The sequence below is a fragment of the Pseudomonas sp. Z3-8 genome, from assembly GCF_051131975.1.
In the GTDB taxonomy this organism is placed as follows: Bacteria; Pseudomonadota; Gammaproteobacteria; order Pseudomonadales; family Pseudomonadaceae; genus Aquipseudomonas.
In genome coordinates this window covers 4,797,900-4,814,947 of sequence record NZ_CP071643.1, presented here as the reverse complement: position 1 = coordinate 4,814,947, position 17,048 = coordinate 4,797,900, and the positions used below count along the sequence as shown (strand labels likewise).

At 61.8% G+C, this 17,048-nt stretch carries 16 protein-coding genes; 5 read left to right on the top strand and 11 right to left on the bottom strand.

What is annotated here, in order from left to right; genetic code table 11:
• The first annotated feature begins 102 nt into the window (after positions 1–102).
• Positions 103–462: a PilZ domain-containing protein gene (locus J3P94_RS22090; RefSeq protein ID WP_434569652.1), complete on the top strand. Its 360-nt coding sequence runs from the start codon at positions 103–105 to the stop codon at positions 460–462.
• A 22-nt stretch (positions 463–484) separates the two neighbouring features.
• Here J3P94_RS22090 and J3P94_RS22085 read toward each other — a convergent pair whose 3' ends face one another.
• From J3P94_RS22085 to J3P94_RS22055, 7 genes are all read right to left on the bottom strand, one after another.
• A complete protein-coding gene (locus J3P94_RS22085) occupies positions 485–1,816 on the bottom strand; it encodes a DUF58 domain-containing protein (protein WP_434569651.1) in 1,332 nt (443 codons plus the stop codon).
• Positions 1,817–1,841: 25 nt separating this feature from the next.
• Entirely contained in the window at positions 1,842–2,849 is a 1,008-nt protein-coding gene (locus J3P94_RS22080) for an AAA family ATPase (protein WP_305496452.1), read from the bottom strand.
• Positions 2,850–2,970: 121 nt separating this feature from the next.
• Positions 2,971–4,158: a Fic family protein gene (locus J3P94_RS22075; RefSeq protein WP_434569650.1), complete on the bottom strand. Its 1,188-nt coding sequence runs from the start codon at positions 4,156–4,158 to the stop codon at positions 2,971–2,973.
• 154 nt (positions 4,159–4,312) lie between these two features.
• Positions 4,313–5,476 carry a DUF4350 domain-containing protein gene (locus J3P94_RS22070; protein ID WP_434569649.1) on the bottom strand — a complete coding sequence of 388 codons (1,164 nt, stop codon included), beginning with the start codon at positions 5,474–5,476 and terminating at the stop codon, positions 4,313–4,315.
• Positions 5,473–7,029 (bottom strand): DUF4129 domain-containing protein, encoded by a 1,557-nt coding sequence (locus J3P94_RS22065; RefSeq protein ID WP_434569648.1) that lies wholly within the window; start codon positions 7,027–7,029, stop codon positions 5,473–5,475. The genes J3P94_RS22070 and J3P94_RS22065 overlap by 4 nt, the downstream gene beginning before the upstream one ends.
• The gene (locus tag J3P94_RS22060) at positions 7,016–7,990 is read right to left on the bottom strand and encodes a stage II sporulation protein M (RefSeq protein ID WP_434569647.1); all 975 of its coding nucleotides are present in this window, start codon (positions 7,988–7,990) and stop codon (positions 7,016–7,018) included. The genes J3P94_RS22065 and J3P94_RS22060 overlap by 14 nt, the downstream gene beginning before the upstream one ends.
• A complete protein-coding gene (locus J3P94_RS22055; RefSeq protein WP_434569646.1) occupies positions 7,987–8,712 on the bottom strand; it encodes an RDD family protein in 726 nt (241 codons plus the stop codon). Before J3P94_RS22055 ends, J3P94_RS22060 begins: the two co-directional genes overlap by 4 nt.
• A gap of 232 nt (positions 8,713–8,944) precedes the next feature.
• On the opposite strand from J3P94_RS22055, the gene sbcB reads away from it, so the two are divergent.
• On the top strand, positions 8,945–10,372 hold the full coding sequence (gene sbcB / locus J3P94_RS22050; RefSeq protein WP_434569645.1) for an exodeoxyribonuclease I: 1,428 nt from the start codon (positions 8,945–8,947) through the stop codon (positions 10,370–10,372).
• A gap of 110 nt (positions 10,373–10,482) precedes the next feature.
• On the opposite strand, the gene mvaT is transcribed toward sbcB, so the two are convergent.
• Positions 10,483–10,860, bottom strand: a complete 378-nt coding sequence (gene mvaT, locus J3P94_RS22045; protein WP_305496444.1) for a histone-like nucleoid-structuring protein MvaT — start codon at positions 10,858–10,860, stop codon at positions 10,483–10,485.
• A gap of 297 nt (positions 10,861–11,157) precedes the next feature.
• Between mvaT and purU the strand changes: the two genes are divergently transcribed.
• Both purU and J3P94_RS22035 read left to right on the top strand, forming a co-directional pair.
• Entirely contained in the window at positions 11,158–12,006 is an 849-nt protein-coding gene (gene purU, locus J3P94_RS22040; RefSeq protein WP_305496443.1) for a formyltetrahydrofolate deformylase, read from the top strand.
• A gap of 70 nt (positions 12,007–12,076) precedes the next feature.
• Positions 12,077–12,256: a hypothetical protein gene (locus tag J3P94_RS22035; RefSeq protein ID WP_434569644.1), complete on the top strand. Its 180-nt coding sequence runs from the start codon at positions 12,077–12,079 to the stop codon at positions 12,254–12,256.
• 4 nt (positions 12,257–12,260) lie between these two features.
• Here the strand turns inward: J3P94_RS22035 and J3P94_RS22030 are convergent, their stop codons facing one another.
• The 3 genes from J3P94_RS22030 to J3P94_RS22020 are packed head-to-tail and all read right to left on the bottom strand — an operon-like array spanning position 12,261 to position 15,158.
• Positions 12,261–13,256, bottom strand: a complete 996-nt coding sequence (locus J3P94_RS22030; protein ID WP_434569643.1) for a lysylphosphatidylglycerol synthase transmembrane domain-containing protein — start codon at positions 13,254–13,256, stop codon at positions 12,261–12,263.
• Complete coding sequence (locus J3P94_RS22025) at positions 13,253–14,026, bottom strand: DUF2334 domain-containing protein (RefSeq protein WP_434569642.1); 774 nt, start codon at positions 14,024–14,026, stop codon at positions 13,253–13,255. Before J3P94_RS22025 ends, J3P94_RS22030 begins: the two co-directional genes overlap by 4 nt.
• Before the next feature lie 10 nt (positions 14,027–14,036).
• Positions 14,037–15,158, bottom strand: a complete 1,122-nt coding sequence (locus J3P94_RS22020) for a glycosyltransferase family 4 protein (protein WP_434569641.1) — start codon at positions 15,156–15,158, stop codon at positions 14,037–14,039.
• A gap of 283 nt (positions 15,159–15,441) precedes the next feature.
• Here J3P94_RS22020 and J3P94_RS22015 point away from each other — a divergent pair, with 283 nt between their 5' ends.
• On the top strand, positions 15,442–16,929 hold the full coding sequence (locus J3P94_RS22015; protein WP_434569640.1) for a helicase HerA-like domain-containing protein: 1,488 nt from the start codon (positions 15,442–15,444) through the stop codon (positions 16,927–16,929).
• The last annotated feature ends 119 nt before the right edge of the window (positions 16,930–17,048 follow it).

Genomic DNA, 17,048 nt, shown 5'->3' with positions numbered 1-17,048 from the left:
TGCTGGCGTCTGGCACGGGGATCAGGGAGAGCGGGCTCGCTTGGGTTCGTTCCGAAGTGTTCGATTGGGCCGTGAGCGTCCATTAAAAAAGCGATACAGAACATGTACAAAGAGCGCCGTATTGAACGGCATCAGCTGGCTTGTTTTCTTGAGGTATTCAACGGCCTCAACGACAAACCGATCGGTTTTCTGGGCAACGTCTCTGAAAGTGGCCTGATGTTGATCAGTCAATTGCCGTTGATGATTGGCGCAAGCTTTGATCTGTACCTGAAAATCCCCGCCGACGACGGATCACAGCAAGAGATCCGGTTGAAGGCCAAGTGCCTGTGGTGTCATGAAGACGTGACGCCGCAGCATTTCGATGCCGGTTTCAGCCTGCAATGGGCGCCGCCGGAGTACGGGTCGCTGGTTAGCGCGTTGCAGCAATATTTCTGTTTTTATCCGTTGCCCGCCTCGGCTTGAGTAACCGACTCCTGCGCAGGGTCTATGCGGTTCCGGCTTTTTTCCATGCCAGGTATTGGCTCACCAGATCCGCCCCTAGCTCGCCGGGGCGCGAATCCAGGGTCGGGATGCCATGGGCCGCCAACCGCAGATGGAGTCCGGCGCGGGTGTTCATGTAATCCACCGTCCCGCAATAGGCCAAGGCTTCGGGCTGGGTTTGTACCGGCGCCTGGCGCAACCGGTCGAGTGCCTCTTCGCGCAGGCTGGCGACCAGCACCCGGTGCTGCTGGCCCAGGCGCTTGACGGCAGCCAGCAGTTCCTCGTCGTCCTCATCCCGCAGGTTGGTCACCAACACCACCAGGGCCCGGCGTTTTTGCCGGGCCAGCAGTTGATTGACCGCGGCCTGGTAATCGGCGGGATGCTGGCTGCTGTCCAGGTCATAGACGGCGTTGAGCAAGACGTTGAGCTGGCCGCTGCCTTTGACCGGCGCGAGGTAGCGAGGTCGCTCACCGGCGAAGGTATACAGGCCGACGGCGTCGCCCTGGCGCAACGCGGTATAGCTGAGCAACAGGCAGGCATTGAGAGCGTGATCGAAGTGCGCCAGCTCGTCGTCCTGGCTGCGCATGCGCCGGCCGCAGTCGAGCATGAAGATAATCTGTTGGTCGCGTTCGTCTTCGTACTCACGGGCGATCGGCGTACGGTGGCGGGCGGTGGCCTTCCAGTCGATCTGGCGCAGGCTGTCGCCCTCGCGGAACTCGCGCAACTGATGAAATTCCTGGCCCTGGCCACGGCGCTGCCGCTGGCGTATGCCGAGCTGGCTCAGCCAGTTGTCGACGGCCAATAGCTGGCCGTCATAGAGCCTGGCGAAATCCGGGTAGACGCGAGTGTTGTCGAGCGCCTCCAACAGGCGTTTGCCGGACCACAACCCCAGCGGGCTGGGCAGGCTGATCTCGCAGTGGCTGAAAATGAAATGACCGCGCTTGAGCGGGCGCAAGCGGTAGCCGAGCTGGCTGCGTTGGCCGGGTTGAAGTTCGACCGACAAGGGCAGGTCGTCGAAGTCGAGGCCATCGGGTACGTGATCGAACACCTGGACCGGCATCGGCTGGGCAAAATCATGGCTGATCTGCAGGCGCACTTCGCCCCATCGGCCCAGTGCCAGGCTGCCCGGCATGTGTCGCTGTACGCGGGGCGAGGGCAGGCGCCGCAGCCGCACGGCATCGAGCAGCGCCAAGGCCAGCAAGGCCAGCAGCATCCCCCAGTTGATCGACAGGAGTGTCGACGGCACCGCGATGCCCAGCGCTCGCAATGTGCCTAGCACGATCCCGACAGCCAGCAGGATCGCGAGCCAGATGAGCAACAGGCGCGAGGGTTTCATGGGCGCATCCTTGCCGCGCGATTTTTCACAGCCGCGGCGCCGAGACTTGATCGAGCAACTGCCCCAGCACCTGGTCCACCGAGAGCCCCTCGATGTCCAGCTCCGGCGCCAGCCTTACGCGATGGCGCAGCACGGCCAGGGCGCAGCCCTTGATGTCGTCCGGAACCACGAATTCGCCACCGCGCAGCAGCGCCCGGGCCCTTGCGCAGCGTACCAGCGCGATCGAGGCGCGCGGCCCGGCGCCCAGCGTCAGCCCCGGCCAGCTGCGAGTGGCGCGGGCCAGGCGGACGGCGTAGTCGAGCACCTGATCGTCCATCGGCAGGTCACTGGCGATGCGCTGCAACGCCTGCACATCCTTGGCTTGCAGCACCGTGCGCAACGGTTGCACGTCAAGCATGTCGGCCCGGGTCGAGCGGCTGACCTGGCGGACCATGTCCAGTTCCTGGTCGGCATCGGGATAGTCCATGCGGACCTTGAGCATGAAGCGGTCGAGCTCGGCTTCCGGCAGCGGGTAAGTGCCTTCCTGTTCGATGGGGTTCTGGGTCGCCAGCACCATGAACGGTTGGGCGATCGGCAGGGCGCGGCCTTCCAGGGTGACCTGGCGTTCCTGCATGGCCTCGAGCAGCGCCGCCTGGGTTTTTGCCGGCGCGCGGTTGATCTCGTCGGCCAGCAGGAGGTTGGTGAAAACCGGACCCTTGCGCAACTTGAACTGCTCGGTCTGCAAGTCGTACACCGCATGGCCGGTGACGTCGCTGGGCATCAGGTCGGGCGTGAACTGGATGCGCGCGAACTCGCCACTGAAACAGCGCGCGAGCGCGCGCACCAGCAACGTCTTGCCCAACCCGGGAACGCCTTCGAGCAGCACATGCCCGCCAGCGATCAACGCCGTGAGCACATCGTCGACCACCGCAGCCTGGCCGACCACCGCCTTGTGCAGTTCGGTACGGATCGCCTGGGCCAACTGGCTGGCGCGCTGGCGCTGTTGGGCGGCATGGGCCTGGCCGTCGACAGGTTCGTTCTGTTCAGTCGTCAATTCTGGCGTTCTCTTAACTGTTGAGTTTGATTAGCGCTGGATAACTTGCGCAGGTGAAAACAGTCCGCTTGCATACCACGGCAACTCCCCTCCCACCTGACAGCCGAGTCGTCGGCATGACTCAGCCCATCTGGATATGCAGGTTCGGAAAGATCAGTCCGGCGAAGCGTGCGGGCAAGCCCGCTTCCACCGTGCGAGACCTGGGCGTACTACTGACCACTATTCCCGCTTCGATCAAGTGGCTCAGTTCTTCCGTTGCGAGTCGATCCTTCAATCCTGTAAATACCTTGAATTCCGCACGCGGCATCGCACCTTGGGTGAGAAGCGCCAACACAGCACCGGCACTGGCGGGTCTGATCCCTGCACGGCGAAGGCCAGCATCCGTCGAAAACACATGGAAGATCTGCTCGCGTAGCCTGGCTGGGTTGAGTGAGGTTGTCATGTATTCAATCTGGTCGCGACAGACATCGAGCATGAACTCGATGAAGTTAAAGTAATGGCGCTGTGAGAGTTGACCTCGCCCGTCACAGTCGCCTTCTCGAGTTCGATCAGCCAAAGCCAGGAAACGATAGTATTCATCCTGCCTTCGGGCCAAGCCACGCGACAGTGACCAAAGAAACGGTTTTAGCCCGAGGTGGACAAGCTGCAGGTGGGTGAGCATCCGGATCACTCGACCATTGCCATCAAGGAAGGGGTGGACAAGCGCCACACGGTGATGACCCGCCAGGGCGGCGATCAATTGGCGTCGGGGGTCGTTTATACGTCCATAGTGCAGTTGCAGATGCTCAAGCATGGGCAATACCGCAGTAGCAGCTGGGGCGACATGTGCGCCGACCTGGACCTGTTCATTCGCTTCGGCCCGCAGCTTTCCTGGTTCCATCATCCGACCGTCGCTCAGGATCAGCTCCTGCGTTGAGGCGTCTTTGAACAGTCGACGGTGAATGGTCGCGATCAACTGGGGATCGAACAAGGCAGAGAAACTGTCCGCCGGGCGCATGCGAAGCAATCGCTCCATCACCTCCTGCTGTGTCATGTGTTGCACGGCAAGCTGTTTGAGCTCCTTTCGCTGGCGTTTCGGCGTGGTGCGAGCGACCTGGAGATCAGCGATCTCGGTTCGATGCCCCTCGATCAGATTCGAATAGTAGGTATTGGTGATGCGCAACAGGCTCGCCAGTTGCTTCGATGTCTCATCGGCGAGCCGCCCGGCAAGAAACTCTGCTTTGCGCGGCAACTGATCCGCGGCCTGAATGATCGAGGTGGGAAGATTTTCCGGCAGTACTGGATCCAGGTACGTTTTCGAGGTAATCATCGTTTTGCTTCCAGCGAGCGGAAACGGCTGTTTGTTAGGCAACTTTGCGGAAATTCCTGCGGAAAGTAAAATGGCGATAATGCCCGCAGTTGCTATGGCTAGTGACAGGGTACGATAGGTTATATAGAGCTTTTTTGCGGATTTTTTTCGGAATCTATAAGGCATTCCTGAGAGTTTGCAAAAGGGCAACCTGGCGGCAGAACTCAGTGCTGGACATGCGCTGCGCCGGCCGGGGGCTGAGGGCCTGGCTGATGGTTCGCGTGGGTTGGCGGGTCAGGCGTGCAAGCACTTGCCATTGTTCGGCGACGACCAGCCGTTCGAAACCTGGATGAAGCTGGCGCGCCCGGCGCAACACGTCATGCTGCAAATTCTGCAACAGGTGTTGCCGGCCGTGGTGGCGCAGCTGGAACGCGGCGCTGGCCTGCAGGTGTTCCAGTAACTGCCGTCGCGCCTTGGGTGCGGGTTGTTGCAACGGGCCATGCCGCACCGCCGAGCGCCAGAACCACAGCCCGATCAGGACCAGCAGCGCCACCAGGGCCTGGGGGAAATAGCGCAGCAGCAGGGTCAGCAGGTTGTCGTGCTCGATGTCGAACAGCAGCGTGACATTCGTGTCGGCATTCAGGTACCAGAGCAGCCAGGCGTTGTCGTATTGGTCGATCTGGTCGTTCTTCCACAGCTCGGCGTCTGTGAGCACAGTGATGGTGCCGAGGCCGTGGTTCAGTTGCATCATGTGAGTTGCCTGTTCGCTGTTGGCCCAGGCCTGGGCGAGGTTCTGCGGGTCTTCGAGATGAAAGTCGGTGTCGAAGGCGACATAGGCCGGCGCTTCTTCATCTTCCAGATAAAGCTTGGTCAGTTCGGGGTAGCGATCCTTGATGAGTTCGGCGTCGGATTCCTCGAGGTCCTTGCTGAGGAGTTGGCGCAGACCCACGCGGTCCAGCAACAAATCGCCGCTGCTGCTGGTGCTGTCATCCCACAAGGCCTCGGCGACGAACAGCAGCCGTCCGCCGGCCCGGGTCCAGTTCATCAACTGGTCGGCCTCCCGTGGCGTCATGTCGCTGCGCTCGCCCAGCAACAGCAGGCTGCGCTGGTGGGGTTCGAGGCCGGGCAGGACGTCCAGGCTGTTGGCGTGATCGACTTCTACCCCATGCCGACGCAGGAAATGTTCCGCCGCCAGGTAGGGATTGGCCTGGGCTTCGGGGGATGGGCCGTGATCAATGGTTTCCTGGTAGGGCACGGCTTTCGTGGACAAGTAGAAGCCCACTGCACAAACCAACGCCGCAACCAGCGCCGCGACCAGCCATCCGGCGCGGCGGCTCATCGGGAAACTCCCGGACCGAACAGGCCGCGCCAGCCATCGCACAGCTCCCGTTGCAGATGCAGCGCTGGTGGACGGTGCCCGTAGGCGATGTTTTGCCAGTGCTGGGTCAGGTTTTTGCTGAAGACCAGCAGGTCCTGCTGCTGAAGCTGTTCGACACGTTGCAATACCTGGCCTTCGGTGTCGGCGGGTTTCAGGGGGATGGCGAATTCATGGTGCAACCGGCTGAGCAAGGCTCGATAGAGCAAGCCCAACGCCTCGCGGGGCGCGGTGGACCATAGCTGTTCGGCACGGGTCGCCACATCCTCCGGCAGGCTCTCTTCGCGGATATCCAGGCCGAACATCTGTGTCGGCGCAGGAGGTTTCGAAGGTATGCGCTGTGCTGGCCTACGGTTCGCCAGGGCCTTGAGACTATGGCGGTAATGCCAGGCCAGCCAGGCGATGGACGTCAACAGGGCCGCCCAGAGCAGCACCTGGATCAGCGCGGCAATACCCTCGAAGCGTTTTTTCGACAGCCATTCGAACAGCGACTTGAGCCAGCCCGGCGCTCCATCGGTTTCAGCTGGCTCGGCTGATTCGGCTGGTTTTTCGGCTTCTTCGCCGAAACGATAGCGGGTGATCGTTTCCGGATTCTTGAATGGCGGCGCTTCGAGAATCGCTTCAATGCTTTCCCGAGAGGCCTCGCTGGTCAGCGGCTGGTTGAGCAAGCGCGGGCTGTCGGGACCGTTGTCGTCCTGCGCGGCCCAGGCAGGTGGCGCCAACGGCAGCAGCGTCATTGCCAGCAGCAACAGCGCCGGGGCCAAGCCGGCCAGGCGCTGGCGCAGGCGCCGGAATACCAGTTCGATGTCCCAGGCCTCGAGAATCGTGCGGCGGTTCAGGTAGAGGCTGAAGCCACAGGCGACGTAAACCGGTTCCCAGAAGATCAGCAGCAGTGGATACAGGAAGTTGACCAGGTGTTCGAGCCACAGCCAGTCGTGCTCGGCCACGGCGATCAGGGTCTGCCAGTCCCATTCCAGCTCGACCTGTTGCGGTATGAACAGATAGAACAGCGCCATCAGGCCGAACCACAGCGCGGTTTCCAGGTGCACGCCGATGATGGTCAGCCACTGCGCCGCGCCGCCGTTGCGCTGCAGCAGGACGCGCAAGCGTTGCTCGCGCGCCTCGCCGGCCAGGCCTTCGAGTTGCACCACCGGCATCAGGAAGCTGCGGTTCAGGCTCAGCCGTCGCCAGGTCAGGCTGGCCAGCAATTGCGGCTTGAGCAGCGCGGGCCATTGGCGCAACGCCTGCTTCAGCGTAGGCGGCTCGCCAAACAGGGCCTTCGATAAAATGAACAGGGGCAGGCGGTCGAAGGCCGGTTTCAGCCACCAGAACACAATGACTACCAGCGACGGCGAGTCCCACAGCAACAGGGTCAGCAGCGCATACACCGGTAGCGTGACGATGGCCCAACTGGTCATCAGCAGCCGTCGGTGCTGCTGGCTCATCAGCACGCCGAGGTCCATGGCTTCCCAGGTGGTGCGGGGGCGGATGACAACGCTGGCGTCACTCAGGCGCATGGTGGCCTCGTCCGGCAAACAGCAGATACCCGAGCACCAGCAGCCACAACAAGGCGCCGACGATGTATTTGGTGGTGGGTGTCACCGCGCTGGAAGACCAGTAGGCCTCGACGAACGCGGCGATGAGCAGCAACAGCACCACGCCGCCGATGATCAGCACGCTCTTGCCGGCGGCGAGCCGTAACGCTTCGCCTCGGGTGAGACGCCCCGGCGCGATCAGTGCCCAACCGAGCAACAGGCCCGCCGCGCCGGCCAGTACGATGGCGGTGAGTTCGAAGGCGCCGTGGCCGATCACGAATGACCAGAACGTCGATCCCGAACCGATCTGGGTCAGGTGCCCGGCCACCGCGCCGATGGTCAGGCCGTTGAAGAACAGGAAGAATGCGCTGCCCAGGCCAAACAGCAAGCCGCTGGCGAACGTCTGAAAGGCAATGCCGATGTTGTGCATGATGTAATAGCCGAACATGACCCAGTCTTCGCTGGCGGCCCGCTCGATCGAGCGCCCCAGGTGGCCGGCGGCAGGGTCGTACATGCCGCGTATCTGACTGGCTTCTTCGACGCTCAACACGCTGTAGACCAGTTCGGGGAACAGGTAGACCAGCAGCCCGATGCCGACCAGGCTACCAAGGAACATCAAGGCCGCCGCCAGCACGAATCGCCATTGCTCACGAACCAGTCGGGGGAAACCGGCCAGGATGAAGGTCGACAGGCTGGCCGAGAACCGGCCGCGGTCCCGGTAGAGTTGCTGGTGACCACGCAGGGCCAATTGCTGCAACGCGTCTATTAAAAGGCTGCTATAGCCCCTGGCCTGGGCCAGCGTCAGGTGGTGGCAGAGGCGTCGATAGGCATTGGGGAAATCGCTGCTCTGCCCGACGTTGCGGCTGCGCTCCAATTGGTCGAGCTGTTGGGACAGACGGTCCCATTCCTCTTGATGACGTTTTTCGAAAAGGCTTTGTTTCATGTCGGCCCCAGCAGGCCGCGGGCGATGCCATTGAGTTCGGCCACGGCGCCGGAAGGGTGCACCTTCAGCGGCGCGGCCAGGATCGTCGCCAGTTCGGTGACCCTGGCACCGGACAGTTCTGCCTGGCGCTCGGCGAAGCCCAGCACGGCACGCTGCTCGTTGAGGTCGAGGACAAAAGGTGGCCGTATCGGTCGGGCCGATGGCAGGATGGGGCGTTTGATCGCTTGTTCGCGATAAACCACCAGGGTCCCGGCCGCCAGGTCGCCCAGGCGCTTGAACGCTGGATGCTGCAGGCAGGTAATCGCCCCGAACGCATAGCCGAAGGGCAGCATGTCGACGAAGCGCAGCAGGTTGCGGATCAGCGAGGCCGACCAGTCGACAGGCCGGCCGTCATCCTGCACCACGCGCAAACCCATGATCTGCTTGCCGGGGGAACGCCCCTGGTTCAGCACTTCGAACAGCACCATGTACCACCAACTGATGACAAACAGCAGGATCGAGCCCAGGCCGACGCCCAGTTCGCCAAAAAACGCCAGGATCAGGAACAGCAGGCCCAAGGCCAGGCCCCGTATGCCGAGGTCGATGGCAAAGGCCAGGGCGCGAGGCATCAACCCCGCCGGGCGCAGCGGCAGGTCGATGCCCTCGGGCGTCTCGACCTGGTAACGCGTGTCCAGTGGCGCGGGCAGCGGCGCGTTCCTTTGCAATGCTGGTGTCTCGAGCATGGGCAACCTGTGAGGGGGCGGTTCGAACGTTCGATCTCGGCCCAGATGCTAGCAGTCTTCGTGCAGGCGCACGATACAACTCTGTGGGTCATTTCACGCTTCATGTAAACAACAGGGATCTTGCGGGAGGGCGCAGGCTTGCGCCTCCCAGGAATTCAAAAGTTACAGCAGCGCTGGCCGCCGGCCGGTTGCAGCGCCTAGACTTCGCCAGTCCTCAGCACAGGAACCACCCGTGACCTCCATTTTCTGGTACGACTACGAAACCACCGGCATCAATCCGCGTTGCGACCGCCCCTTGCAGGTGGCCGGGATACGTACCGATTTCGAACTCAATGAAATCGATGAACCGGTGAACCTGTACTGCCGGCCCAGCGATGACATCCTGCCCCATCCGGCCGCATGCGCGATCACCGGGATCACACCGGCATGCCTGGCGGAAAAAGGCTTGAGCGAGGCCGATTTCATGACCCGCGTCCATGCGCAACTGGCCGCGCCCGGGACCTGTGGCGCCGGCTACAACACGCTGCGCTTCGATGACGAGATGACCCGCTACAGCCTTTACCGGAATTTCTTCGACCCGTACGCACGGGAATGGCAGGGGGGCAACAGTCGCTGGGACCTGATTGACCTGGTGCGGGCCGCCTATGCGTTGCGCCCCGATGGGATTGTCTGGCCGCAGGAGGAGGGGCGCGTCACCCTCAAGCTCGAACGCCTGACCGCCGCCAACGGCATCGACCATGGCCAGGCCCATGATGCGCTGTCGGATGTACGTGCAACGATTGCCCTGGCCCGGTTGATCCGTCAGAAACAACCCCGGCTTTACGACTGGCTGTTCCAGTTGCGCACTAAACAGAAAGTCATGGACCAGGTCCGCCTGCTACAGCCCATGGTGCACATCTCCGGGCGCTTCTCGGCGGCGCGAAACTACATCGGCGTGGTCCTGCCGCTGGCCTGGCATCCGAAGAACCGCAACGCCCTGATCGTCTGCGATCTGCATCTGGATCCTCAAGGGCTGCTGGACCATGACGCCGAAATCCTGCGCCATCGCTTGTATACCCGCCGTGAAGAGTTGTTGGAAGGGGAATTGCCCGTACCCCTCAAGCTTATTCATGTCAACAAGTGCCCGGTGGTCGCGCCGCTGTCAGTCCTGCGCGACGAGGACCAGCAACGCCTGCAACTGGACATGGAGGGTTATCGCCAGCGGGCGCTGCGGCTAAGTGACGCACAGCAAGTCTGGCACGATAAACTCCAGGCGATTTACGGTCGCGAGGATTTCACTGCGAGCGAGGACCCCGAACAACAGTTGTACGCTGGATTCATGGGTGATCGTGATCGGCGTTTGTGCGAACAAGTGCGCCAGGCTGATCCCGACCAGTTGGCGGGGGAACGTTGGCATTTCGATGATGAGCGCCTGCCGGAATTATTATTCCGATACCGGGCCCGTAACTTCCCCGACACCTTGAGCATTGAAGAGCAGGTACGCTGGAAACTATTTTGCCAGCAGCGACTGAAATCGCCGGAGTGGGGGGCGCCTAATACCCTGGAAAGTTTTGATGAGGCGATGACGCAGTGGCTGGCGCTTTCCAGCCCAATGCAGCAAGAGGTGCTGACTCAATGGCAGGGTTATAGCCAGCAATTGCGCAAACGTTTGAGCCTTTGAGTCGCCGCGCTGCCATGTAAGGAAATAAATCAGAAGTGGACAGGCAGAAAAAAACGCCAGCAATCGCTGGCGTTTTTTTCTGCGTCGAGAACGCTTCGAACCGCCGGAGCTTAGCCCAGCAGGGTCGCCCAGCCTTCAACCACGTCGCCGCCCCACTTGGCTTTCCACTCTTTCAGAGTCTTGTGGTTGCCACCTTTGGTTTCGATGACTTCACCGTTGTGCGGGTTCTTGTATTGCTTAACTTTGCGAGCGCGCTTGGTGCCGGTAGTTTTCACAGCGCCACGCGGGGCTTTGCTCGACTTGGACTCTGGATCCAACAGGGCAATGATATCGCGCAGGGACTTGGAGTATTCACCCATCAGCGTGCGCAGTTTGCCTTCGAATTCCAGTTCTTTTTGCAGTTTGTCGTCTTTGGACAGGTCGGCCAGACGTTGTTGCAGTTCTTCAATGGCTTGTTTTGTAGCGTTGTATTCGGTGATCAGGGACATGGGGACTACCTTATGTAGGACGCTGGTGACAAGGAGACAGTGGGGTAATAGTAATCAGACAGTTTCATCAAGTAAACATTTAAGCAGTGTTTATTTAATTAATAGTGCGCTAGCACAGAGTGGGCGCCGTGAAATAAATAATGTGATGCAGTCTTCACATCTGTTCACGATAAAGCTTGCCATGCGGGCATTGGCAGTCCAGGTCAGCCACTGCTGGGCGCGATGTGTGATCGATACTGCAGTTTTGCCGCGCAATGGCTAGAATGGCCGCCTTTGCGAAGTTCTGGAGTTCCCCTAATGCGCACTTTTCGGCTGGTGATCGCTTGCCCGGACCGCGTCGGTATCGTTGCTAAAGTCAGTAACTTTCTGGCGTCCCATAACGGCTGGATCACTGAAGCAAGCCACCATTCGGACAATCAGAGTGGTTGGTTTTTCATGCGTCACGAGATACGCGCCGACTCGCTGCCCTTCGGCATCGAAGCCTTCCGCGAGGCATTCGCCCCGATTGCCGAAGAGTTTTCGATGGACTGGCGTATCACCGATACCGCGCAGAAAAAGCGCGTAGTGCTGATGGCCAGTCGTGAGTCCCACTGCCTGGCTGATCTGTTGCACCGCTGGCACAGCGATGAGCTCGATTGCGACATCGCCTGTGTCATTTCCAACCATGACGACTTACGCAGCATGGTGGAATGGCACGGCATCCCTTATTACCACGTACCGGTCAACCCGCAGGACAAGCACCCGGCGTTCGCCGAGGTCTCGCGGCTGGTCAAGCAGCACGACGCCGAGGTGGTGGTACTGGCCCGCTACATGCAAATCCTGCCGCCGTCACTGTGCAGCGAATACGCGCATAAAGTCATCAACATCCACCACAGTTTCCTGCCGTCGTTCGTTGGTGCCAAGCCTTACCACCAGGCCTCGATGCGCGGAGTGAAGCTGATCGGCGCCACGTGCCACTACGTGACCGAAGAGCTGGACGCCGGCCCGATCATCGAGCAGGACGTGGTGCGTGTCAGCCACAGCGACAGCATTGAAGACATGGTGCGCTTCGGCCGCGACGTGGAAAAAATGGTCCTGGCGCGCGGCTTGCGCTATCACTTGGAAGACCGCGTACTGGTGCACGGCAACAAGACCGTGGTCTTCTGATCTATAGTCTTCTGACTCTATGTGGCAAGGGAGCTTTCTCCCTTGCCACCAACCTCGAGGCATGAATTCCATGACCGATCCCTTGGACAAAGCCACCGCCAGAGCGCCGGCGACCGTGGGCGAGGGTTGCCTGAGTCGCTACGATCCCGAAGCGCTGGGCCCGGAAGACGGCACCGAATTTCCCGACGCCGCCCAGCTGTGGAACGAAATGCACAAACAGCCCCAGGACGACCCCGAGTCCAAGGGCTGACCTCTCAGGCTTGCCGCAGCTTCATCAGCTTCTTGATCAAAGGTCGCCCGACCATCATGAAGAACACCGGTCCTCCGGCCAGCAGATAGAAGTAATACGTCACCGCCCGCCAGATCAGGATCGCTGCCGCCGCGGTGGATTTGCCCACCATCGGCGCCAGCAACGCCGCCGAGGTCAACTCCGCCGCTCCGGCGCCGCCCGGCAACAGGCTGAACTGCCCAGCGCTGAGGGAGAGCATCTGGATCAGGAAACTCCAGGCCCATTGCAGATCCGCGCCGAGTCCTTTTAATGCCAGGTACAGCACGCTATAGCGCAGGACCCAATGCAGGCAGGTCAAGACGAACACCTGGAACAGCGTCTGGCGTGGCAATTTCAGAGTGTCGGTAAATGCCGCGAGGAAGTTCAGGATCTTGCGTCCCCAGCGTCGACGGGTTGCCGGCTTCACTCGCAAATGCCGCAGCAGCCGCGCGCCCAGGAGAATCAGCCGGCGATGGTAGCGGGCCACCAGCACGCAGCAGCAAAGCCCGCCGAACAATGAAACCGCGCTCAGCGCCAGCATCCATTCCATGCGCTGGCTGAGATTCTGGAAAAGTGCATAAAACAGGATGCCCAACAAGGCGCAGAGAAAAAACAGCAGGTCGCTCAACTGATCCATGGCGAACACCGCGCTGCCATGGGCGGGGCGCACGCCGTTGCGCGCGAGCAGCGCCATCAGCGTCAACGGCCCGCCACTGCCGCCGGGCGTCGCGCACATCGCGAACTCGGTGGACATCACTACGCCAATGCTTTTCAACCCGCCTATGCGCCCACGGTGTTCACCCAGCAGCAAGCGCAGGCGCACCGAGTTGAGGCCCCAGCAGAGTACGATCATGCCAAGCATGACCAGCAGCAAGGACAGGGGAAAGCGCTGCAGCCGCGACCACATTTCCCCGCCGCCCACGAGCATCGGGACCAATACTGCAATCAACAGGGCGGCGCCTAACCAGACCAGCCGTTTCATGCGGCACTGCTGACGGGCTGGCGCAGTGACGCCAGCCAGTCGATCTTGGTCATCGGCACGCGTCCGTCTTCAAGCAGGCGCTCCAGGGTTCGCAGCCAGTAGTCGCGGGAAAATCCGTGGCGCATGTCTACCGGGTGCAGGCCCAGGCGAATGACCGGTGCCTGACGCCAGCGCTGTTCACGCCGGTCGCTGATGACTTTCGACAGGCCTCGGCGCCAGGCACTGCGAGCGCTCCAGACCAGCCCCGGGGCGTCGATCGGGGTGAACTCCGGCAAGCGATAAAGGTGCTGGGTGTCGCTGGTATAACTCAACGGCAACTGGCGCAAGGCCTGGCGTGTGCCTTCGCTCATCAGCCAGGCCGGCGCGACGAAGCCTTCCAGCGGCCACTGGTAGCGCTGAAAGATTTCGATGCCGGCGCGAAGGCGGGCGAGGGCCGCTTCCTCGGACAGACCGTAGAACTCCCCTTCATGGGTGTAGACCCGGCGCATGAACCAGTCCTTGGGATGGAGCGCCGGCGGACCGTCATCGCAGTGGTAATAGCCGTGCAGCACCAGTTCATCGCCGCGCTCGACCCGGCTGTCGAGCAAGCGCCGGAAGCCGGGATGTTCGTCGAGCGCGTTGGCGTGATGGAAGTCCGGCACCACCAGCCAGGTCATCGGCACCTGGCCGAGGGCGTCGACGGCTTCGACGAAGGGCTGGTAGTCGGGCCAGGTTTGCGGTGCGACATCGTGCAGCACCAGCAGCAGGCTGGATTGAGCGGTCATCGACATGGGCCTCGACTCAACCATTGGCCAGCAGGGGCATTTCTGCGCCGAGCACGCTGTAATAGTGGCCCAACAGACTGTTGACCACCGAATCCCAGGCGTAATGACGTTCTACATGCCTGCGTGCTTTTGCGCCGCGTTGCTGGCAGCCTTCGGCGAACAGTTGCCGAACGGCATTGGCCATCGCCTGTGGATTGTCAGGCGCGCACAACAGGCCACAGTCCTCGTGGACGATTTCATTGAAGGCGCCTGCCGCGACCGCTACCACCGGGATGCCGCTGGCCATCGCTTCGAGGATTACCAGGCCGAAGGTTTCCTGGTCGCCTGCGTGCAGCAGGGCGTCGGCGCTGGCCATCAGCCGGGCGACTTGCGGAGCCGGGCAGAATTCGTCGATCACCGTGACGTTGTCCGGCACCACGGCAGGCATCGAAGAGCCCACCAGCAGCAGGTGATAGCGTTCGCCCAGGCGTTTCATGCATTTGAGCAGCACCGGCAGGTTTTTTTCCTTGGAACCGCGACCGGCGAAAATCAGCAGGCGCGCATCCTCGGCGATGCCCAGTTCGGCCCGCAGTTCCGGGTCGCGAGCGGCGGGATTGAAGGTCTGCAGGTCTACCCCCAACGGCTGCACGTAGACATTTTTGACCCCAAGCCCGGTGAGTTTGTCGGCCATGACCTGGCTCGGCGCGAGCACCCGGTCGAAGTTGCCGTACAGTTTGCTGACATAGGCTTCGATATTGGGCGTGAACCAGTTGCCCATGCGGTTGCTTACCAGCAACGGCAGGTCGGAGTGATAAAAGCCGATCACGGGCACGTCCAGCTGTCGCCGGGCATCCAGGGCGGCCCAGGCGGTGAGGTAAGGGTCGCCGACCTCGATCAGGTCGGGCTGCAAGTCGCGCAGGACATTACGCCAAGGGGCCAGGCGCAGCGGGAAGCGGTAGCCCTTGCCAAAGGGCAGCGGAGGGGCCGGGACCTTGTAGATCCCATCCTGCTCGCTCAAATGCGCGCCGGGGATCAGAAGGCTATGGCGAATACCCGGCCGATTGCCCAGGCGCCGGTGCTTGGCATCCAGATAAGTGCGTACACCTCCGCTGGCGGGGGCGTAGAACATGGTTATGTCCGCTATATGCACGATGAACATCCCTCCGGTCTGTGTTCTCCCCTTGTTGACCTTGGGTAAGAATAGATGTTCGGTTGGGGTTGGGTGCAGTAAAGGAATGCGTTGTCGGGCACTCTTCGCGAGCAGGCTCGCTCCCACAGGGTTCTATGCTCAACATAGGCCTAAAGTGTGGGAGCGAGCCTGCTCGCGAAGGGGCCAGTGCCGGTTGCAGGCTATTATTCTGCCGCTCGGGCCTTATTGCACTGGGCATGCTTTTATATATGCGCGCAAAATGGCCTCATACCGCAAACCCACAGGTGACCAAATGCCTGATTCATCGCAACTCGTTATCGGGGCCGACCTGGCCGGCCAACCTGTCGCCCAGGCCATGCGCCTGGCCAATCGTCATGGGCTGGTGGCGGGCGCCACCGGCACCGGCAAGACCGTCACCTTGCAGCGCCTGGCCGAGATGTTCAGCGATGCCGGCGTGGCGGTGTTCGCGGCGGACATCAAGGGTGACCTGTGCGGCCTCGGCGCCGCCGGCAATCCTCAAGGCAAGATCGCCGAGCGCATCGCCGGCATGCCCTGGCTCGGCCATGAGCCACAGGCCTATCCGGTGACCTTGTGGGATATCCACGGTCAGTCCGGTCATCCGCTGCGCACCACGTTGAGTGAAATGGGCCCGTTGTTGCTCGGCAGCCTGCTGGAACTGACGGACAGCCAGCAAGCAGCATTATACGCGGCCTTCAAGGTCGCCGACCGCGAGGGCCTGTTGCTGCTCGACCTCAAGGACCTGAAAGCGCTGCTCAATCACCTCAAGGACAACCCTGAATTGCTCGGGGACGACGCGGCCCTGATGACCACCGGTTCCAGCCAGGCCTTGATGCGCCGACTGTCCACCCTGGAACAGCAGGGCGCGGATGCCTTGTTCGGCGAACCGGCGTTGCAGCTTGAAGACATCCTGCAACCGGCCAGTGACGGCCGTGGCCGCATTCATCTGCTGGACGCCAGTCGTCTGGTCCATGAAGCGCCGAAAGTCTACGCCACATTCCTGCTGTGGCTGCTGGCCGAGCTGTTCGAGCAACTGCCCGAGCGCGGCGATGCGGACAAACCCTTGCTGGCGTTGTTTTTCGATGAGGCACATTTGTTGTTCGCCGGCACGCCCAAGGCATTGCAAGAGCGCCTGGAACAAGTGGTGCGGCTGATCCGCTCCAAGGGCGTCGGGGTGTATTTTGTCACCCAGTCGCCGGGCGATCTGCCGGACGACGTGCTCGCGCAGCTGGGGTTGCGCATCCAGCATGGCCTACGGGCGTTCACCGCCAAGGAACAGAAATCCCTGCGGGCGGTGGCTGACGGTTTTCGACCGAATCCGCAATTCGATGCCCTGGCGGTGCTGACCGAGCTGGGCATCGGTGAAGCGCTGGTGGGCACCTTGCAGGAAAAAGGCACGCCGGAAATGGTCCAGCGTGTGCTGGTGGCGCCGCCGCAGTCGCGTATCGGGCCGTTGACCGCGGCTGAGCGTGCCGGGCTGATCGCCAGCTCACCGTTGCAGGGCCGTTATGACAAACCCATCGACCGCGAGTCGGCCTATGAAGTGCTGATGGGGCGCAAGGGGCTGGAGCCGCAGGCCGAAGCCGTGCCAGGCAAACCGGCCGCCGAGGAGCCGAGCTTCACCGAAAAGGCCGGGGAATTCCTCGGCACCGCGGCCGGCCAGGCGCTGAAATCGGCGATGCGCCAGGCGGCCAATCAGTTGGGCCGGCAGTTGGTGCGTGGGTTGATGGGATCGTTGCTGGGGGGCAGCAAGCGGCGTTAGATCGAAGACCGAGTCGCCGCCTTCGCGAGCAGGCTCGCTCCCACAGGAGATCTCCTGCGCGCGCAATCTTGTGCCTCATGCAGATCCATTGTGGGAGCGAGCCTGCTCGCGAAGGCTAT